This is a genomic window from Streptomyces sp. Edi2, assembly GCF_040253635.1.
Lineage (GTDB): Bacteria > Actinomycetota > Actinomycetes > Streptomycetales > Streptomycetaceae > Streptomyces.
Map to the genome: position 1 here is coordinate 5843505 of NZ_JBEJGX010000003.1, position 16285 is coordinate 5859789.

The 16285-nt window shown below is 70.2% G+C and carries 15 protein-coding genes; 13 read left to right on the top strand and 2 right to left on the bottom strand.

Annotated features, from left to right (window positions below):
- Positions 1 to 70: 70 nt before the first annotated feature.
- Together ABR737_RS29200 and ABR737_RS29205 are read left to right on the top strand one after the other, a co-directional pair.
- On the top strand, positions 71 to 922 hold the full coding sequence (locus ABR737_RS29200) for a helix-turn-helix domain-containing protein (protein ID WP_350253519.1): 852 nt from the start codon (positions 71 to 73) through the stop codon (positions 920 to 922).
- A 10-nt stretch (positions 923 to 932) separates the two neighbouring features.
- Entirely contained in the window at positions 933 to 1127 is a 195-nt protein-coding gene (locus ABR737_RS29205) for a hypothetical protein (RefSeq protein WP_350253520.1), read from the top strand.
- A 189-nt stretch (positions 1128 to 1316) separates the two neighbouring features.
- Here ABR737_RS29205 and ABR737_RS29210 read toward each other — a convergent pair whose 3' ends face one another.
- Positions 1317 to 3461, bottom strand: a complete 2145-nt coding sequence (locus ABR737_RS29210) for a virginiamycin B lyase family protein (protein ID WP_350253522.1) — start codon at positions 3459 to 3461, stop codon at positions 1317 to 1319.
- Positions 3462 to 3888: 427 nt separating this feature from the next.
- Between ABR737_RS29210 and ABR737_RS29215 the strand changes: the two genes are divergently transcribed.
- Positions 3889 to 4017 carry a hypothetical protein gene (locus tag ABR737_RS29215; protein WP_350253524.1) on the top strand — a complete coding sequence of 43 codons (129 nt, stop codon included), beginning with the start codon at positions 3889 to 3891 and terminating at the stop codon, positions 4015 to 4017.
- A gap of 88 nt (positions 4018 to 4105) precedes the next feature.
- Here ABR737_RS29215 and ABR737_RS29220 read toward each other — a convergent pair whose 3' ends face one another.
- Positions 4106 to 5458 carry a M14 family metallopeptidase gene (locus tag ABR737_RS29220; RefSeq protein ID WP_350253526.1) on the bottom strand — a complete coding sequence of 451 codons (1353 nt, stop codon included), beginning with the start codon at positions 5456 to 5458 and terminating at the stop codon, positions 4106 to 4108.
- Between the two features lie 247 nt (positions 5459 to 5705).
- Here ABR737_RS29220 and ABR737_RS29225 point away from each other — a divergent pair, with 247 nt between their 5' ends.
- From ABR737_RS29225 to ABR737_RS29270, 10 genes are all read left to right on the top strand, one after another.
- The gene (locus tag ABR737_RS29225; RefSeq protein ID WP_350253528.1) at positions 5706 to 6641 is read left to right on the top strand and encodes a S1 family peptidase; all 936 of its coding nucleotides are present in this window, start codon (positions 5706 to 5708) and stop codon (positions 6639 to 6641) included.
- Between the two features lie 274 nt (positions 6642 to 6915).
- Complete coding sequence (locus ABR737_RS29230) at positions 6916 to 8724, top strand: hypothetical protein (protein ID WP_350253530.1); 1809 nt, start codon at positions 6916 to 6918, stop codon at positions 8722 to 8724.
- A gap of 255 nt (positions 8725 to 8979) precedes the next feature.
- Entirely contained in the window at positions 8980 to 9702 is a 723-nt protein-coding gene (gene cpaB, locus ABR737_RS29235) for a Flp pilus assembly protein CpaB (RefSeq protein WP_350253532.1), read from the top strand.
- A 13-nt stretch (positions 9703 to 9715) separates the two neighbouring features.
- On the top strand, positions 9716 to 11179 hold the full coding sequence (locus tag ABR737_RS29240; protein ID WP_350253534.1) for a CpaE/TadZ family protein: 1464 nt from the start codon (positions 9716 to 9718) through the stop codon (positions 11177 to 11179).
- A gap of 3 nt (positions 11180 to 11182) precedes the next feature.
- Positions 11183 to 11566, top strand: coding sequence for a TadE/TadG family type IV pilus assembly protein (locus ABR737_RS29245; RefSeq protein ID WP_350253536.1), 384 nt, complete (start codon positions 11183 to 11185; stop codon positions 11564 to 11566).
- A 233-nt stretch (positions 11567 to 11799) separates the two neighbouring features.
- Entirely contained in the window at positions 11800 to 12231 is a 432-nt protein-coding gene (locus tag ABR737_RS29250) for a TadE/TadG family type IV pilus assembly protein (protein WP_350253538.1), read from the top strand.
- Entirely contained in the window at positions 12228 to 13568 is a 1341-nt protein-coding gene (locus ABR737_RS29255) for a TadA family conjugal transfer-associated ATPase (protein WP_350253539.1), read from the top strand. The genes ABR737_RS29250 and ABR737_RS29255 overlap by 4 nt, the downstream gene beginning before the upstream one ends.
- Positions 13565 to 14512, top strand: a complete 948-nt coding sequence (locus tag ABR737_RS29260; RefSeq protein ID WP_350253541.1) for a type II secretion system F family protein — start codon at positions 13565 to 13567, stop codon at positions 14510 to 14512. The genes ABR737_RS29255 and ABR737_RS29260 overlap by 4 nt, the downstream gene beginning before the upstream one ends.
- Positions 14513 to 14577: 65 nt before the next feature.
- Positions 14578 to 15471, top strand: a complete 894-nt coding sequence (locus ABR737_RS29265) for a DUF5936 domain-containing protein (protein ID WP_350253543.1) — start codon at positions 14578 to 14580, stop codon at positions 15469 to 15471.
- A 626-nt stretch (positions 15472 to 16097) separates the two neighbouring features.
- Positions 16098 to 16262 carry a membrane protein gene (locus tag ABR737_RS29270; RefSeq protein WP_018089307.1) on the top strand — a complete coding sequence of 55 codons (165 nt, stop codon included), beginning with the start codon at positions 16098 to 16100 and terminating at the stop codon, positions 16260 to 16262.
- The last annotated feature ends 23 nt before the right edge of the window (positions 16263 to 16285 follow it).

Here is a 16285-nt window from a genome sequence, read left to right on the forward strand (position 1 = left end):
CCTCACCGTGATGGACTGGTGTGACCGGCGGGGGCAGACTGGCCCTGACCTCAGCGGGAGGAGGAGTTGCATGCCGACCAGGACCACGCCAACGGTGCGCCAGCAGCGACTTGGAGCCGAGCTGCGCAAGATGCGTCTCGCTGCCGGCGCCACCACCGAATACGCCGCGGGGTTGCTGGGCATCGACCGGACGCGGATCTCCAACATGGAGGGCGGGATCAGGCCGGTCTCCCCTGACCGTGTGCGCACGCTGGCCTGCAACTACGCCTGCCCGGACGAGTCGTACGTCGAAGCCCTGGTCGACATGGCTGCGAACCGAGAGCGCGGCTGGTGGGAGCAGTACCGGGGCACGCTCGCCGCTGGGATGCTGGATATCGCGGAGCTGGAATGGCATGCCGCTCGTATCAGTACGACGCAGACGGTCCACGTTCCGGGTCTGTTCCAGACCGAGGACTATGCCCGAGCCGTCTTCACCGCAGTCTTGCCGCCTCCGACGCGACTCGAAGTCGAACTGCGCGTCGCCCACCGTATGGAGCGCCAGCAGGTTTTCGAGCGGCCTGATCCGCCTGGCTATGTTGCCTTCGTCCATGAGGCGGCATTGCGCATGAGGTTCGGCGGAACCGGCGTCATGCGTCACCAGCTCAAGCAGCTATGCCATGCGTCGGAACGCGAGGGTGTCGATGTGCGGGTACTCCCAGTGGACGCGGGCGCGTTTCCCGGGGCAGGGCATGCTCTCCTGTACGCCGGAGGTGTCGTACCTCAGCTCGATACCGTGCAGCTGGACTCGGCCCACGGCCCGGAGTTCACGCACGCCGAAGCCCAGCTCGCGAAGTACCGCGCCCACCTCGACTGGATGGACAACGCGTCGCTGTCGACCCCGGCTTCGCGGGACTTCATCCGTAATGTCGAGCGCTCACTCTAGAAAGGTCATCATGAGAGACGTCAACTGGGAAGAGCCGTTCTGCGGCGAAGGCAACAACTGCTTCCGCCTCGGCACCGACGAAGACGACAACGCCTACATCGCCGTAGCCGGCGCCGAGGACACCTGCATAACCGACAGCCGCGAAGCCCTCCGCACCCTCATCCGCGAGATAAAGGCGGGTAAGGCGGACCACCTGCTCCAGTAGAGCAACTGTCCACACCTGTGGATCAGTAGGGCCGGGAGCGTTCCTGCGCATGGCCTTTCGCTCCTCATGGCCGTCATCCACACGTGTCGCCGAACCCCGCGACTGGTCGGCCGGCTCGTGCAGTTGGGCCACGATGTGTTCCTCCAGGCGCAGCAGACCAGGTGACCTGGGGTTTCGAAGCCGCTGAGATCAGCCGGGGAGGGGGATGAACAGCAGGATGCTGTGGTCGGTGGCGGCGGTGTAGCAGGCAGTGCCAGGGAAGGTGGCGGTGTAGAAGGGGGTGGCGATGGCGAAGACGGGGACGATGGCGTTGTGGATGGTGGCGGTGCCGTTCGCGTCGGTGACGGCGGTGCCGAGGTTGACCGGACCGAAGAGCGTGATGGCGGTGAAGGTCACCGGCTGACCGGCCACCGGCATCCCCGAGGCGGTCGTCAGGGTGGCGCTGAGGGTGGGGATGTAGAACTCGGGCAGCGGGGTCAGCCGGAGCCGGATCGTGCCTGGCTGCGCGGTCAGCGTGGTGGGGGTGGGGTTCAAGGTGACGGGGGTGCTGGTGGTGGAGCCGGTGAAGCAGCTGTCACCGCCGTAGGCAGCGGTGAGGGTGCCGGAGCTCAGGGCGGTGGTGGTGAAGCAGGCCTGCCCCGATGCGTTGACGGGGACCATCTGGGTTTGGCTGTTGGGGAGGGTGAAGGTGACCGTGCCGGTCGGCACTGTGGTGGTGGCTGGTGCCGGGGTGATGGTGGCGCACACGGTCACGCTCTGACCGCAGGTGGAGGGGTTCGGCGTCACCGACAGCGTGGTCGTTGTGGGGGTGGGGTTCAAGGTGACGGGGGTGCTGGTGGTGGAGCCGGTGAAGCAGCTGTCACCGCCGTAGGCAGCGGTGAGGGTGCCGGAGCTCAGGGCGGTGGTGGTGAAGCAGGCCTGCCCCGATGCGTTGACGGGGACCATCTGGGTCTGGCTGTTGGGGAGGGTGAAGGTGACCGTGCCGGTCGGCACTGTGGTGGTGGCTGGTGCCGGGGTGATGGTGGCGCACACGGTCACGCTCTGACCGCAGGTGGAGGGGTTCGGCGTCACCGACAGCGTCGTCGTTGTGGGGTTGGGGTTCACGGTGACGGGGGTGGGGTTGCCGTTCACGGTCGCGGTGAACGTACCGGCGGTGTAGGTGTGGGTGGTCTGCCCACTCCCGGTGGCGTCCAGGGGGACGGTGACCGTGGGGCTGCTGTCCCCGAAGTCCACCACCGCTGTCCCGTTTGGAGTCCCCCCGGAAATGCTGAAGGTCACCGGTTGCCCGCACACCGGCGACGCCGGCGAGGTCGTCACCGTCAACGGTGAAATCTCCGTCACGTTGGCCGAATTGGCATTGGTGACGTAGACATTGCTGTTCGGCGCCGCCGCCACCGAGAACGGGAACGCGCCGACGGGGACGGTTGCCAGGACGGTGTTCGTGGTGCTGCTGATCACCGTCACATTGTTCGAACTGCTGTTGCCGACGTAGACGTTGCCGGTCGGCGCCACCGCCACCCCGAACGGGCCCCCGCCGGTGGGGACGGTGGCCAGGACCGTGTTCGTGGCGCTGTCGATCACCGTCACGTTGTTCGAAACGGTGTTGGTGACGTAGACGTTGCCGTTCTGCGCCACCGCGATCACCCCCGGGACCGAGCCGGCGGGGACGGTTGCCAGGACGGTGTTCGTGGCGCTGTTGATCACCGTCACGTTGTTCGAGGTCTGGTTGGCGATGTAGACGTTGCCGTTCGGCGCCACCGCCGCCGCGCCCGGGAACCCACCGGTCGGGAGGGTGGTCAGGACGGTGTTCGTGGCGCTGCTGATCACCGTCACGGTGTTCGCGTTCCGGTTGGCGACGTAGACGTTGCCGTTCGCCGCCACCGCCACAGCGTCCGGGACCGCGCCGACGGGGACGGTGGCCAGGACCGTGTTCGTGGCGCTGCTGATCACCGTCACGTTGTTCGACGTGCTGTTGGCGACGTAGACGTTGCCGTTCGGCGCCACCGCCAGCGCGAACGGGCCCCCGCCGGTGGGGACGGTGGCCAGGACGGTGTTCGTGGCGCTGCTGATCACCGTGACGTTGCCCGAGCTCTGGTTGGTGACGTAGACGTTGCCGTTCGGCGCCACCGTGATCATGGCCGGGCTTGAGCCGACGGGGACGGTGGCCAGGACGGTGTTCGTGGTGCTGCTGATCACCGTCACGTTGTTCGAATTGGCGTTGCCGACGTAGACGTTGCCGTTCGGCGCCACGGCCACCGCCAGCGGGGTCGTGCCCGCCGGGATCGTCACCGTGGAGAACGCCGCACTGAACGGTGCGGCCACAAGCCCCCGCACAGCGGCCACCTCAGATCCACCGGCCGGTACAACCGGCCGAACCCCGGCTACCGCCGGAACTCCCAACCAACCCGTAGTCGGATTCATGACAAACCTCTCTCAGCTGAGAGGGCCGCCCAAGAACTCCCACCGGGGCCCGCGTCGCACGGCGCCGCTCTACACGAACCGGATCACCGCCTGCACACCGGGACAGAGAGAGGACACGCCGGCACTTTCCACGCCGCCGCGCACCACAGGGGTTGCCTCTCTCCCCGGAGAGATGGGCAACCCACCGGAATACGGTCACCACCATTAACCCGAAATAACCAATACGGCACCATGCCCTTGACTCGACTTCACCCGAACAGGTCAATCCACAACCCACCCCGGGCGCGCCGTACGAGAGGACGAACTGTCACGCGATGTGGCCCGGAACGTGGAGCCGAGCATGGCGGCGAAGCGAGAGGCGGAGCCGCCGGCCGTGAAGGAGGGCGAACCTGACAGGCGTTACCGTCCGCCCGGCAACCTCGTGACGTCCTGCGGCCACAAGAAGTGGGACAGCGTCAACCATCTGTAGATCCGGGAGCCGCCGCCTTCCCTGACAGGGAGGCGGCGGCTCGCGTTCTGGCTGACACCGGGCTCGTGCCCGTCGTAGCCGTCGTGCGTCAACTGCCCTTGCAGTACTGCCCTTCCTTCCCGATCGCCCGGTAAGGACAGTCCGCTATCTCCAGCAGCCGGAGCACCGCCTCGCGGTTGCGGGAGGTCTCCTTCGGGATGACGGTGTCGCGCGGGTAGAAGCCGCCGGAGCCGAAGGATGACGGGTACATCTCGAAGGTGTAGGCGAACACCTTCTGGTCGCCCCACAGCCAGTCGTCGATCGCGCCGTCGGTGATGTACAGGTCGCTGGACTGCTCGGGGGTGTAGCCGTTGGTGGTGGCCATGTCCTTGCCGATGGTGGCGAAGGTGTCGTGGTCGTCCTGGGTCATGCCGGGGCCGGTGTCGTCGTTGGTGAAGCCGAAGGGCCACAGGACCAGTTCGCTGTACGTGTGGAAGTCGATGGCGGCCTTGATCTGCTGCTTGCCGCCGACGATCCGGCTGTGGACGAACTTCGAGACGACCTGGACCTCGGGGGCGGAGGCGGGGGACTTGCCGCGGTAGGTCTCGGAGGAGGGGCTGGACGAAGAGCCGCCGCAGCAGCCCCACTTGAAGTCCCAGTTGCGGTTGAGGTCGGTGCCGACGCTGCCGGATCCGGCGTTGGGCTGGCGGTTCTTGCGCCAGCTGCGGAACGAGCCGGAGGCGATGTCGTAGGCGCCGCCGTCCGGGTTGAGGTCCGGGATGATCCAGATCTCGCGGGAGTCGAGCATCTTGGTGATGCGGGGGTCGGTCCCGTACTTCGAGGTGAACTCGTTCAGGAGGTAGAGGGCCATCTCGACGGTGAGGTGTTCCCTGGCGTGCTGGTGGGCGGTGAAGAGAACTTCGGGCTCCGCCTCGTCCTGGGCGACGTTCTTGCTGAGCTTGAGGGCGAGCAGGGCGCGGCCCTCGTGTGAGGTGCCGATGACCTGCTTGCTGAGGAGTGCCGGGTACTTGGCGACGAGGGCGTCGATCTCCTTCGTGGCCTCGTCGTAGGTGTGGTACTTCGTGTAGCCGGCGGGGAAGTCCTTGACCCGAGTGCCGACGGGGGACGCGGGCTTGGTGGCCGGAGGATCCGGCAGTCTGCGGAGTGAGTAGCCGAGTTGGCGGGCGGCTGCGGCCTGGGCGCGGTTCGCCGTGATGACGACCTTGCGGGCGTGGACCTCGTCGATGGTGGCGCCGGTCGCGGTGAGGGCGGTGCGCTGGGCGGGGGTGGCGAGGCCCGCCACCTCGTACTGATGGGGGAGTTCGGTGCGCGCCGCGGTGCCGGTGGCGGGCCCGTCCACGGGGGCGGCCCGGTCCTGGGCGGCGGCGATCGGAGCGGCGAGCGCGAGGGAGAGGAGCGCGGCGAGGACGGTGGTCCGTCCGCCGCGGAGACGTGGTCGCATGCGGTCTCCTGTGGGGTGTGAGGCGAAGCGACGGCGTCAGTGTTGGTGCGTTGGCATGAGCTGGTCAAGGTGTTGTACGGCCAGATGCGGAGCCGCCGGGCGGGCGTTCCGTAACGGATGGTCCGGGCAATTTCCCATCGTTTCCGCTGAATTGATTGCCACCTCAGGCCGTGGCGCCAACAATGCGCACGACAAAGCCGAACGCGCCTGAGGGGGCGTCGGTGACATAAGCGGAGAGGACCCCCACATGAACAGACCTCTCGTCGGCACCCTGGCCACGGCCGTGCTGGGAGCCGCAGCCCTGGCGGGCACCGTCGGAACGGCCCACGCGGCACCGCAGCACGGGACCCGGAACGTCAAGCAGCAGAGCGTGAAGCAGCAGCACGTCAAGCAGCAGTACACCGAGAAGCAGGGCCTCCGGCGGGGCAAGACCAAGGCGGTGGACTTCGCCGGCACTGTCGCGCTGAGCAACTGCTCCGGATCGGTCGTCCGGATGCCCACCTCGCAGGCGAACGACCCGGCCCTGGTGATGTCCAACGGCCACTGTCTGGAAAGCGGTATGCCCGGCGCCGGCGAGGTCATCGTCGACCAGCCGTCCAGCCGCAGCTTCACGCTGCTCAACAAGTCGGCCGGGCGGGCGGGCACGATCAGGGCCACCAAGATCGCCTACGCCACGATGACCGACACCGATGTCTCGCTCTACCAGACCTCGTCGACGTACGCGCAGATCGAGCAGAAGTACGGGATCAAGCCACTGGAGCTGGCCACCGACCACCCGGCCAAGGGCGCGGCGATCAGCGTCGTTTCCGGCTACTGGAAGAAGATCTACTCCTGCAACATCGACGGGTTCGTGCCCACCCTCAAGGAGGGTGAATGGACCTGGAAGGACTCGGTCCGCTACACCCCGCAGTGCAAGACGATCGGCGGCACGTCCGGGTCGCCGGTGATCGACACCGCCACCGGAAAGGTCGCGGCCATCAACAACACGGGCAATGAGGACGGCGAGAAGTGCACCGTCAACAACCCGTGCGAGGTGGACGAGAACGGCAATGTCACGGTGCACCAGGGCATCAACTATGCCGAGGAGACGTACGGGATACCGAAGTGCTTCGGTGCCGGCAACAAGCTGGACCTGAGCGCGGCCGGATGCGCGCTGCCCAAGCCGGCGGCCGCCCGTAGGTGACATGACGCGAAGTGCGATGCCAGGTCCCGTGCACGGGGTGCGCGGGACCTGGCGCTGTATTGGGGGAGAGGAGGAGGCGGGCCTTCCGTTGGGGGCCGCTGGGCCGGTATTCGCCATTTCACTTCGGGGTGATGGTCAGGATGAGTAGCCCAGAACGTGTTCTCTGGGACGTATCTCTGTGGATAAAGTGCTGAGCGTATGGCGCCTCTGGCGCAGAGCTGTGCCGATCCGCGGTCCCGGGACCCCCGGCGGCCGAAGGGAGTGGGGGAGCGACGTGCCGACCGCGATTGCAGTCACCAGCCCGGACCTCGCGCTGCCCCCGACCGATCGGCAGACCCCGGCCGCGGTCGTCCTCCAGGCCCCGCATCTGCAGCCGTTGGGCGACGCCCTGACGGAGACCGGCGCCGTCCTGGAGCACCACGGCCACCTCATCGTGCTGTACTCCTCGGCCTGCCCGCCGGAACACGTCCGCCGGCTGCACACCCTGCGCGCCGTCCTGGAGAGCGACCGGATCGCCATCGTGCCGCTGCCCCTGCCGCCGCTGGGTGTGGCGTTACTGGCCCGGCAGCTGCGGCAGTTGTCGCTGTGCGACTTCAGCCCCGGCGTGCTGGCCAGCGCCGCGCGGCTGCTGACCCACTACCTTCACACCGGTGCCCTGCTGGGCAGCGTCAGCGGCCTGGACCGGATCGAGGTCGATCTGCGGTCCCATATGAAGTCCTGGCTGCCCGGCGCGCACTTCGCGGTGCTGGCGCATCCCGAGCCGCAGCTGCTGCACGTGGACCGGCACAGTACCGAGGCCGGGCTGCCGGCGCCCGGGTTCGCCACCCAGCTGACGGTGGCCCGCGGCCAGCTCACCTCGGAGTGGGTGACCGGCACGCTGGCCCCGGCCTGGCAGGTGCAAGGGGTGCACGAGGCCCGGCTGCCTGCCGAGTCCGCGCGGTGGTGGGGGACCCAGAAGCTGATCGAATTCGCGGCGGCCATACCGGACGTGGCGGTCCTGCGTCAGCTGGTGGCCTCCGTACGGCGCGAGGAGTGCGGCTGGTGCGGCCTGGAACTCCTCGGCGACCGCTGTGCGTTCTGCGCGGCGCCGCTGGCACGGGAACGGGCGGCGGGGGGTGGCGGCTCGGGCCAGGGGCCGGCGGCCATAGGCGGCCCCGAACACCGGCCGCGGCAGGGGACGACGGGCACTGCGCAGGCTCTTGCTGCGGGTGCTGCGGGTGCTTCGGCGGCTTTGAGTTCGGCTACGGGTGTGGCTTCCGCTGTGGAGCCGGCTTCCGCTGTGGACTCGGATGCGGCTTCGGCGACGGCTCCTGCGTCTGCTCCCGCTTCGTCGGAGGCTTCGGCTGCAGGGTCCTCTGCGGCTCCCTCGGGTGCTGCGGATTCGGCGTCCCCACCTGTAGCCGCACCCTCTCCCGCACCCGCACCGAGCGCTGCCCCGTCTTCCGCCTCCGTCTCCGCGCCCCCTGCACCTCCCCATGCGTCGGCGCCCGGTTCTGCGCCTCCTTACGGGTCGGCGTCCGCTCCGGCCCCCGGGTCTGCTCCAGCCCCCGGTCCAGCTCCGGCCTCCGGAGCGCCGGGTGCGTCCGCCGCTCCCTCGGAACCGGCGGCCGGTCGGCCTCTCTCGCCGTGGGGCGAGCGCGGCCTCTCGCCGGTGACACCTCCCGGTGTGGCCGGGCTGCTCGGCGTGCCGGGTGTACGGGGTGGTGGCCGACCCGGAGAACCGGGGCAGGGGCAGAGCCAGGGGCAGAGTCAGGGGCAGTGGGACGTCCGTGGCCCGGATCTCACGGCGGGCGGCCCGGGCCCCTCAGGGAACCCGTACGGGTCCGGGCGCCCGGTGCCGGGCAACCCCTACGCGTCCGAGGGCCCTCGTGCCCCCGGCCCCCGTGCCCCCGGCCACTGGGACCTGCCCGGTCACCCCGATTTCCCCGGCCCCTCCGAGCAGCACCACCCGCAGCATCACGGCCATTCGCAGCACCCCGGCCACCCGCAGCACCCCGGCCACCCGGAGGGTCCCGGGTACCCGGACCCCTCCGCCCGGCCGGAGGCCCCAGGTACCCCGCGGACGGTGGCCCGAGTGCGCTGAGCCACCCGGGCCGCCCGCGCCCTACCGCCCCCGGTCGCCCACGCCCTACGGCTTGCTGCCGACCGGTCAGCCCCTGCAGCCGACCCCGTCAGCTGCCGTCGGCCGTCCCCGCCGGCCGCCGCCGTCCGGCGGACGACCGCCCGCAACTGCCCACCACCGCCGTCAACGTCCCGACCCCGCCCGCAACTTCGCACCCCCGCCCGCCTCCTGTCCGCCCGTCCGTCCCCTCCCCGTCCCGATCGAGGTCCCTCCCCCATGAACTCACGCCAGCGCCGCGGAGTGATCCTGCTGCTCCTGTCGGTTCTCTGTGCGGTCGGCGCGTTCGTCGGCGTACTGTCGGTGATCAAGAACGTCGAGTCCAAGGTCGGTCCCGAAAAGACGGCGTACCGGCTGAAGTCGGATGTCGCGGCCTATAAAGCGCTGGATCCTGGGCAGTTCGAGAAGGTGAAGATGCCCGAGCGGTGGCTGCCGCCCACCGCCGTGACCGATCTGGACAAGGTCAGCGGCAGGATCGCGGTGACCCCGCTGAAGAAGGGGTCGCTGCTGCAGGACGACATGATCGTCGAACGGCCCGCGCTGAAGGCCGGACAGCAGGAGATCGCCATCATGATCGACGCGGCCACCGGAGTGGCGGGCAAGATCAACCCTGGTGCCCGGGTGAACATCTACGCCACCTTCGAGGGGAAGCGCCCCGAGGACAAGCCGGTCTCCAAGGTCATCGTCTCCGGTGCCCAGGTCATCGACGTCGGCAAGCTGACGCCGCTGGAGGCCAAGGACCCCGGCGACACCAGCACCACCACAGGGCGGCAGGCCGGGGACGCCGTCCCGATCACCTTCGCGCTGAACACCCAGGACGCCCAACGAGTCGCGTACGCGGAGTCCTTCGCCTCGCACGTACGGCTCGCCCTGCTCGCCCCCGGCAGCGAGGCCACCGTCCCGCCGGGCCAGCGCACCTACACCCTCGACGGCGACAAGTGACCCGGAGGCTCAGGTGACCATCCGTATCCTCCCGGCGATCGGCGACCCGGACGCCGCACGAGCGGTGTCCTCGCTGCTCAACCAGCTGCCGGACGCCGAGCCCGCACCCGCCGTCGCCGACTCCGCCGCGCTGCTCCACGCGCTGGCCGGCGCCGCCGCCCAGGGGGCCGGCGGGTCGTTCGCCGGTTCTCCGCCCGAGGCGGGTGCGCCGTCCGGAGTCGAAGCGCTCCCCGAGGTCGTGCTCGTCCATGAGCGGATCGGCCCGACGCCGGCGCTGGAGCTGATCCGCGAGGTGGCGCTGCGTTTCCCCGCCATCGGCGTCGTACTGATCACCACGGACGCCGGGCCCGCGCTGTTCTCCGCGGCGATGGACGCCGGTGCCCGCGGCATCGTCGGACTGCCACTCGGCTACGACGAGTTGGCCGCCCGGGTGCAGGCCGCCGCCCAGTGGTCGGCGGGGGTACGGGTACACCTAGGGGGCAGCCCGGAGGCGGCCCCGGGGCCGGCCGGGACCCTGGTGACCGTGACCGGCGCCAAGGGAGGGGTCGGCGCCACCGTCACCGCCGTGCAGCTGGCGCTGGCCGCACGGGCCGCCGGACGTAGCGTCGCGCTGGTGGACCTGGATCTGCAGTCCGGTGATGTGGCCTCCTACCTGGACGTCCAGTTCCGCCGTTCGATCGTCGACCTGGCGGGCATTCAGGACATCTCCGTACGGGTGCTCCAGGACGCGGTGCACGACCACCACACGGGGCTCGGGCTGCTGCTGGCGCCCGAGGAGGGGGAGCGCGGCGAGGAGGTCGACGACCGGGCGGCCCGCCAGGTCATCGGTGCGCTGCGCTCCCGCTACGAAGTGGTGCTGGTCGACTGCGGCTCCCAGATGCAGTCCGCCAACGCCGCGGCCGTCGAACTCGCCGACGTGGCACTGCTGGTGACCACCCCGGACGTGGTGGCCGTACGGGCCGCCAAGCGGCAGGTGCGGCTGTGGGACCGACTGCAGATCCGTCAGGCGGAGGACACCATGACCGTGGTCAACCGCCTCACCCGTAACACCGAGATCCAGCCGCCGCTGGTCGCCAAGGCCACCGGCACCCAGGTTGCCAGGACCCATGTGCCGGCTGCCTTCAAGGAGCTCCAGCCCTGTGTCGACGCGGGCCGGATGCAGGACCTCGACGGGCGGTCGACGGTCCGGCAGGCGCTGTGGGCGCTGGCGGGCGAGCTCGGCCTGGTCGAGTCACCGGCCGTGCGGCGGGAGGGCCGGGGCAGCCACCGGGCGCGCCCGACACTGACGGGGCGCCGGCGCAAGGCCATAACGCCGGGGGCGGCTCCCGGTTCCGGGACAGGTCAGGGTCCGGTACCGGGGCAGGCCTCCGGGGCGGGGTCGGGGTCCGGTATCCGCTTCGGCGCGCGGCGGGGCTCCCCGGCGGCGGCCGGCGGCTCGGGTCCGTTCGATCCGGCCGGTCCCTACGAGGAGGGCTGAGCGGTGCGGCGCCCACTGGGCGGCAACGACCGGGGGCAGGTCGCCGTGGAGTTCATGGGGATGCTCCCGCTGATCCTGCTGGTCCTCGCGCTGCTGTGGCAGCTGGTGCTGGTCGGCTACGCGTTCTCGCTCGCCGCCCACGCCGCTGACCGGGGCGCGCGGGCCGGTACGGCGACGGAAGGCGGTGGCGCCGGTGCTTGCCATGCCGCCGCCGAGGAGGATCTGCCCAGTTCCTGGCGGGGCGGTGCCGGCATCTCCTGCCACCCCGAAGCAGGCGTGTGGAAGGCGACGGTCCATATCGAGGTCCCGGTGCTCTTCCCCGGCACGGGCAGCTTCCCGTGGCCGGTGCAGGGCTCGGCCGGCGCGGCGAAGGAGGACCCTCGATGAGCGCCGTACGCCCGCCCGACCGGCTCCGGAGGGCCGCCCGGCCTGGTCTGTCTGCCCGGCTCCGGCAGTCCGTCCGGCTCCGGAGGGCCACCCGGCCCGGTCTGCCCGCTCGGCTTCAGCAGCCCGCTCGGCCCGGGCTCCCTGCCCGGCTCGGTCTGCCCCACCGGCTCCGGCGGCCCGCCCCGCTCCGGCCCCCCGCCCGGCTCCGCGGCAACGGCCGCGACCGCGGCACGGTGTCCATCGAATTCCTCGGCTTCCTGCCGATCCTGCTGGTCATCGGGCTGGCGGTGGTCCAGCTCGGCCTGGCCGCATTCGCCGTCCAGCAGGCCGGTACAGGAGCGCGCGCCGCGGCCCGTACCGCCTCGATGGACGAGACCGACCACCCACCCGACCCGGAGACCGCCGGCCGGGCCGCGATGACCGGCTGGGTCGCCCGCGACGCGCAGGTCTCGGTGGACGGCGGCGGGGGCGACGCGGTCAGCGCGACCGTGCGCGTCACCATCCCCTCGCTCCTGCCCGGCGTCGACAACTTCGGCACCGCCTCCCGCAGCGCCACCATGCCCCGCCCGCAGGACCTCGGCGCCCTGGGACTCGGACCCGCCGTGGACACGTACGAAGTGGACACTCACGAAGTGGACACCTACGAAGGAGCACCCCCGCGATGAGCCTGAAAGCCCGGATCGTCGCACCCGAGCCGGCCGGTGAGGCGCGCCAGGACAGCAATTTGGTCGCCGTCTACCGCGCCAAACTGCTCGAAGAGATCGACCTCGCCGAGATGTCCTCGCTGGCCGCGGCCGAGCGCCGCGGGCGGCTGGAACGAGTGCTGGGCCACATCATCAGCCGTGAGGGCCCGGTGCTCTCCACCGCCGAACGCGCCCAGCTCATCCGCCGGGTGGTGGACGAGGCGCTGGGCCTCGGGGTGCTGGAGCCGCTGCTCGAAGACGCCTCGATCACCGAGATCATGGTCAACGGACCCGACCAGGTGTACGTCGAGCGGGCCGGCCGGGTCGAACTGCTGCCCGTCCGCTTCGCCTCGCACGAGCAGCTGATGCAGACCATCGAGCGGATCGTCTCCACGGTCAACCGGCGGGTCGACGAGTCGAATCCGATGGTCGACGCCCGGCTGCCGTCCGGCGAACGCGTCAACGTCATCATCCCGCCGCTGGCCCTGAACGGCGCCACCCTCACCATCCGACGCTTCCCGCGCGCCTACACGCTCGCCGAACTCATCGGCATGGGCACGCTCGACGAGCAGATGCTGATGCTGCTGGCGGGGCTGGTGCGGGCCAAGTTCAATGTGGTGGTCTCCGGTGCCACCGGCGCGGGCAAGACCACACTGCTCAACGCGCTCTCCGGACTGATCCCGGACGGGGAGCGGATCATCACCGTCGAGGACGCCGCCGAACTCCAGCTCCAGCAGAGCCACGTCATCCGGCTGGAGTCCCGGCCGCCCAACGTGGAGGGCAAGGGCCGGATCACCATTCGCGACCTCGTACGCAACTCCCTGCGCATGCGCCCCGACCGCATCATCGTCGGCGAGGTGCGCGGCGGGGAGACCCTGGACATGCTCCAGGCGATGTCCACCGGCCACGACGGTTCGCTCGCCACCGTCCACGCCAACAGCGCCGAGGACGCCCTGATGCGGCTGCAGACCCTGGCCTCCATGTCGGACGTCAAGATCCCCTTCGAGGCGCTGCGGGACCAGATCAACAGCGCCGTCGACTGCATCGTCCAGCTCACCCGGCACGCCGACGGCTCTCGCCGGATCAGCGAGGTCGCCCTCCTCGACTCGCGCGGCCACGAGGACTACCGCATCGCGACGGTCTGCCGCTTCGACGCCGAGCCGATGGGCGCGGACCGCATCGTGCACGGGCGGTTCCGCTACTTCCCGCTGCCGCGGCGGGTCGCCGAACGCCTCTTCATGGCGAGCGAGCCCACCCCGCCCGCTTGCGGCGTCGCCACCGATGACGCCCAACTCGCCACCCGGAAGGCCCTCTCATGACCGGCGGGAACCCCCTCGCCCTGCTCGCCATCGGGTCCGCCCTGCTGTGCGGGGTGCTCGCGATCGCCGGCGTACGGACCTATGCCGCCGGGCACGCCCAGCGGCAGGCCGTCGTCGACCGGCTCGACGACGAGCGCAGGCTGCCGGCCGACGGACGCCGGCGCCGCTTCCCGTCCGTCGACCGCGCCCTGCGCGGCACCCGCTTCGGCCGCCGCCTCGAACTGCGGCTGGCCGCCACCGGCCTGGATGTCACTCCCGGCGAATTCTTCGTCTACATGCTCGGCGCGGTGCTCGCGCTGTGGCTGGTCGCGCAGGCCGCCCTCGCCCCGTTCTTCGGCCCGATCGCCGCGCTGGTCGCCGTCTGGGCGGCGTTCGCCTTCCTCAACTGGCAGCGCCAGAAGCGCATCGAGAAGTTCATCAACCAGCTGCCCGAGCTCTCCCGGATCCTCGCCAACGCCACCCAGGCCGGACTGGCCTTGCGGACGGCGCTGGGCATGGCGGCCGAGGAGCTGGAGGCCCCGGCCGGCGAGGAGCTGGCCAAGGTCTCCGACAAGCTCTCCGTCGGCCACTCCATCGACGAGGCGCTGGGCGAGCTGGCCGAACGCCTCCCCTCCCGCGAACTCGTCGTCCTGGTGACCACCCTGGTGCTCTCCAACCGCGCCGGCGGCACCGTCGTCGGCTCGCTGCGCAACCTCACCACGACCCTGGAGGAGCGCAAGGAGACCCGCCGCGAGGTCCGCACCCAGCTCTCCCAGGTCGTCGTCACCGCCTATGTCGTCCCGCTGCTCGGCATCGGCACCCTGCTGCTGATGAACCGGATCGCGCCGGGCGCCATCGACCGGATGACCTCCTCCTTCCTCGGCCAGCTCGCGGTCGTGGCGGCCTTTGTCCTCTACGGGCTCGGGTTCTTCTTCATCCGCCGGCTGTCCAAGATCGACGTCTAGACACCGAACCGAACCGAACCGTCCCCGGTATCGACACCGGCATCGGTATCCCCAGAGGAACAGGAATGGGAATCGGAATTCTGCTGGCCGCGGCCTTCGCCCTCTCGGTCGCCGGCATCTGCTGCGGTATCGCGCTCTACCGCCGAGAGGCCCGGCTGCCGCCCGACCTGGCGCTGTCCCTGGAGGTCGGCGCGACCCGCACCACGGTGGTCGGTTCGGCCGTGGACCGCACCGGCATGCGCTACGCGCCGCTGGTGCTCCGGCTGATGGGCGACAAGCGCACCGCCCGGGTCCGGCGGCGGATCGACCTGGCCGGCAATCCCGGCGGGCTGACCGTCGACCGGTACGCCGCCCGGCGCGCCGTCTACGGGGCCCTCGGCTTCTTCGGCGCGCTGGTGATGTTCCTGCGCGCTCAGCCGCTGCTCGGCGTCCTGATGGTGCTCTTCGGTCTCTTCTGGACCGAGGTCGGCATCTGGGCCGCGATCCGCCAGCGCAGGGACACCATCGAACGCACCCTCCCGGACTTTCTGGACGTGCTGGCGGTCGTGGTCAGCGCGGGATTGAGCTTCCGTCAGGCGCTGGACCGAGTCGCGGAGAAGTACGAGGGGCCCTGGGCCGATGAACTGCGGATCACGCTGCGTCAGATGGACATGGGCGTCAGCCGCCGGGCGGCCTTCGAGGAGCTACGCAAACGCAACGACTCCGAACAGGTCGCCCAGTTCGTCACCGCCCTCCAGCAGGGCGAGGAACTGGGCTCGCCGATCGTCGAGACCCTGATCCAGATCGCCAACGACATGCGCCGCACCGACGCCCAGAACGCCCGGCGCCGCGCCGCCCGCGCGGTCCCCAAGGCCACCATGGTCGTCACCACTTTTATGGTTCCGGCCACGATGATCCTGCTCATCGCCGGGTTCTTCCTGGGCTCGGGGACCAGCTTCGGCTCGCTGATGGGGGAGTGAATCGTGCCACAGCTCCCGGCCCCGGCCCCGCCCGAGGCCACCTGGCGCCGCCGGTCCTGGCTCGCCGAGCCCAAGTCGACGCACCCCTGCGCGGCCCCTTCCGCCCTTCGCGCCGTCTCCTTCGCCGGCCCCTTCCACGACGGTCATGACGTCGGTCCGCCCTTGCGAATGCACATCTTCGGGCGGGCGGCCGCTGCGTCGGCCACCGTGCGGGCCGCTGGTCCGCCCGCAGTCGGCTGCAGCGGCCCCCATCCGGCCGGATGGGGCCGCTTCACCGTCCGCTTCTCGTCAACTCCTTCGCAAGAGCAACGAGTTGTGTCACAGTGGGTGGGCGGACGATTTCATTCGCGGTACGGCGCGGAGGGGTCGCCCGGTCCACATGGGCAGGGAAACGGGGCATGGTGCCGGAGGGGGAGCGGGGGTGGGTGAGGTGCGACTGAGTGGCCGAAATGCGCCGTTGCGCCCGTCATCTGTGATCCTGAATGAGGATGGGATACGGATTCCCTGTTCCGGGCACGCTGTTCCGGCGTACTTTTCTCGTGTCGTGAGCGCGGCCGACCGCGCCGGCACCACGGGGACTGACCAGCCGGACCAGAGCGGTACGGCCGCCCATGGAGGGGAAGACGATGGCGAAGCGTATTTTGGGGAACGACCGGGGACAGACCTCGATCGAGTACCTCGGCATCATCGCGGTGGTCGTGGCGATCGTCCTGGTCCTGTCGACCACGGACTTCGGCAGCCAGATCGCGAACGCCATCGCCAACAAGATCTCCGACGTCGTCGGTATTTAGGCCCCGTCGCTGCCGTCACCGTC